This is a genomic window from Peribacillus psychrosaccharolyticus ATCC 23296 (assembly GCF_000305495.1).
GTDB lineage: Bacteria > Bacillota > Bacilli > Bacillales > DSM-1321 > Peribacillus > Peribacillus psychrosaccharolyticus.
Genome location: NZ_AJTN02000081.1, coordinates 1 through 3,179, shown reverse-complemented (window position 1 = coordinate 3,179; position 3,179 = coordinate 1). Strand labels below are relative to the sequence as shown.

Below are 3,179 nucleotides of genomic sequence, written 5' to 3'. Positions count from 1 at the left end.
CCTGATTATCAGACGTTTTGTAAATGTGGGAAATGCAAGAGCGATATTATTGTGCTCAGCCTTAATAATCTTCCAAACCATTATGCAACAACAGAGACCGGCAGAAAAATTGTGTTCGATCGTTTAAATACGGTAGAAAACCGGTCATGGATTAACAAAAGGATTATTAGCGCCATCCATGTTGTAGGGAAATATCCTAAGCATGACTAATAATGACGTACTCCCTGAGCTGTCGAGTTTCTCGACAGTTTTTTTATTTCCCCATAAGATAAAAAAGATGGCTGCGACCTGTAAGTAGGTCGACAGCCATCTTTTGTGACGTGATAGATTTTAATTATCAAATTTACGTTTTTGTCTTTGACTAGAATATCTTCCATGCAGAAAATAGTAGAGTGGAAGAGTAAGAACCACGAGGATACCGCAATAAAGATAAAGTTTGGCATAACCGACCGAAGCTGCAAATAATCCCATTGTAAAAGAGCCTAAGGCAAATCCTCCATCAAATAGTGTGAAGAATGTGGCTGTGGCTGCACCGCGTCTGTGAGGGGCAGCTTGATTAATTGCAACGGTTTGAAAGCTGGGTGTCAAGCTTCCGTAACCTAGCCCGATAATTGCGCCCGATAATAATAACAATCCAGCTGATTGAACCTGGCTTAGTAGAATCAGTCCAATTGCAAAAATGATCATACCTGGATAGATAATAACATTCTCGCCTTTTATATCAAACCACCGGCCAGTAAAGGGACGGGCAGCAATCATTGTTACAGCGTAGACAACAAAGAAGAAACTAGCAGCTTCCACGAGACCGAGCTGCTTAGCATAAACAGAAATAAAAGCCATTAGTCCTGCATAGGAAAATGAAAGAATTCCTGCAATGGCAGCAATACGGAGTGTAGACACTTCAAAAAGCGATTTAAATGACATTTTTTCTTTCACTTTAACGGGTCCTTCTACCTGATCAGGGAATTTAGCGAAGAAACCAAGAATGAAGGCAAGAAACGCGGCTATACCGCAAATGATAAACAAAATGGTGAATGTCGTTTTAGTGGCAATCATAATTCCTATAAATGGTCCAGCTACCATAGCTAGATTCATGGACATTGAATAATATCCCATTCCCTCGCCGCGACGTTCATCTGGGACTAAATCGGCTACAATCGTACCTAAAACCGTTGTGGCCATACCAAAGCCGATACCATGGATGAAACGTAATAATAAAAGCAGAGGAAAACTTTTTATACCCATATAGAATACGGCAGATAATAAAAAGATAGTAAGTGAAAAATAAAGCATTTTTTTTCGACCAAAGTCCTCAATCCATTTTCCTGTAAACGGTCTGCAGATTACAGCAGAGATTAAGAAGACCGTAACAACAAGGCCAATTTGTGCTTCAGAACCTTCTAAATGATCAACAACAAAAATGGGAAGAGTTGTTAGAAGCACGTAAAATGTGAAAAAAATAAAAAAACTGCTTAGTGAGACGCTGATGAAATCCTTCGTCCAAAGCGGTTTCTTTTGCATATATATCATCTCCAAGTCATCTCTAGCGAATAGGACTACTCCTGTCTGAATAAAATTCATCGCTGATTTATATCTTTAATTAAAATAATTGTTGTACTAACTATATATGAAAGTAAGGGATTTGAAAAGAAATTTTTTTTGGATTTCCCTTATCTAATTATTTCTTTTAGTTTGCTAGATTAATTAATGCACATCAATATAAGATGTTTAAAGCTAGGAAAACCGGGAAAAATAGAAGTAAGAGAAACAATAATTATTAGAAGGAGAGGATTAGATATGAGTAAAAAAATTGCTTGTGTAATAACCAATGACTTTGAGGATTCAGAATATACAGAGCCTGTAAAAGCATATAAAGAAGCAGGACATACGGTGATAACCATTGAGAAAGAAGCTGGAAAAATAGTAGTAGGTAAAACAGATAAAACAGAAGTGAAAATTGATAAATCTATTGATTCAGTGAACCCAGCTGACTTCGATGCATTACTAATTCCTGGAGGCTTTTCTCCTGATCAACTTCGTGCAGATGATCGATTTGTTGCCTTTACAAAAGCATTTATGGATGAAAAGAAACCCGTTTTTGCTATCTGTCATGGACCACAGCTGCTGATTACGGCAAAAGCGCTTGAGGGCCGTGATGCAACAGGATTTACATCGATTAAAGTGGATTTAGAAAATGCAGGAGTCAAGTTTGCGGATAAGGAAGTAGTTGTTTGCGGGAACCAACTCGTTACTAGCCGAACTCCGGATGATCTGCCTGCCTTTAACCGTGAATCACTAAAACTTCTTGAAGTATAAGAAAAAGTAGAATAAACCCGGATCTCCGGGTTTTTTTTGCGTATTAAGGGATGAAACGTTTAATTTAAACTCATATTCATATCTACTCATTTTTAAAGTAAAATAGAGATAGCTCATTGAAAAAGGAAGTGTCAGGTGTGATTGTATTAAAATCAGAACGTGAGATTGAAGCGATGCATGAATCAGGCAAGCTGCTTGCTGCAACACATAAAGAAATAGCGAAGTTAATTCAACCGGGTGTAACTACTTGGGAAATAGAAGAATTTGTTGAAGAATATTTAAAAAAGCACGGTGCAAAACCGGAGCAAAAAGGATATAAAGGCTATAAGTATGCAACGTGTGCAAGTATAAATGAAGAGATTTGTCATGGGTACCCAAGGAAAACCCCTTTGAAGAGCGGAGACATTGTAACCATTGATATGGTAGTCAACTATAATGGTGCTCTTTCGGATTCTGCTTGGACGTATAAGGCAGGAAATGTTTCAAAAGAAATCGATCATTTATTACATGTAACGAAGGAATCGCTGTATAGAGCAATTGCTCAGGCAGTTCCAGGGAATCGGATTGGCGACATTGGTCATGCCATTCAATCCTATGTTGAGCCTGAAGGCTTCTCAGTTGTTCGTGATTTTATTGGTCATGGAATAGGAACAGTGATTCATGAAAGTCCCGAAGTTCCACATTACGGACTGCCGAATAAAGGTCTCCGCCTAAAAGAAGGAATGGTCTTTACTATTGAACCAATGGTAAATGTCGGAACCTTTAAAGCAATACGAAACCCAAATGGTTGGACAGCTTCAACTGCAGACGGAGGATATTCTGCGCAATATGAGCATACTATTGCCATTATGAAAGATGGTCCG

At 38.3% G+C, this 3,179-nt stretch carries 4 protein-coding genes; 3 read left to right on the top strand and 1 reads right to left on the bottom strand.

The window, feature by feature from the left end; genetic code table 11:
- A partial coding sequence (locus tag WYK_RS23810) for a late competence development ComFB family protein (RefSeq protein ID WP_081704787.1) occupies positions 1-210 on the top strand: 210 nt, incomplete at its 5' end.
- A gap of 120 nt (positions 211-330) precedes the next feature.
- On the opposite strand, the gene WYK_RS05960 is transcribed toward WYK_RS23810, so the two are convergent.
- Positions 331-1,521 (bottom strand): MFS transporter, encoded by a 1,191-nt coding sequence (locus tag WYK_RS05960; RefSeq protein WP_040373648.1) that lies wholly within the window; start codon positions 1,519-1,521, stop codon positions 331-333.
- Positions 1,522-1,797: 276 nt separating this feature from the next.
- On the opposite strand from WYK_RS05960, the gene WYK_RS05955 reads away from it, so the two are divergent.
- Together WYK_RS05955 and map are read left to right on the top strand one after the other, a co-directional pair.
- The gene (locus WYK_RS05955) at positions 1,798-2,316 is read left to right on the top strand and encodes a type 1 glutamine amidotransferase domain-containing protein (protein ID WP_040373647.1); all 519 of its coding nucleotides are present in this window, start codon (positions 1,798-1,800) and stop codon (positions 2,314-2,316) included.
- 137 nt (positions 2,317-2,453) lie between these two features.
- The coding region (gene map, locus WYK_RS05950) for a type I methionyl aminopeptidase (RefSeq protein WP_040373646.1) at positions 2,454-3,179 on the top strand (726 nt) is incomplete at its 3' end.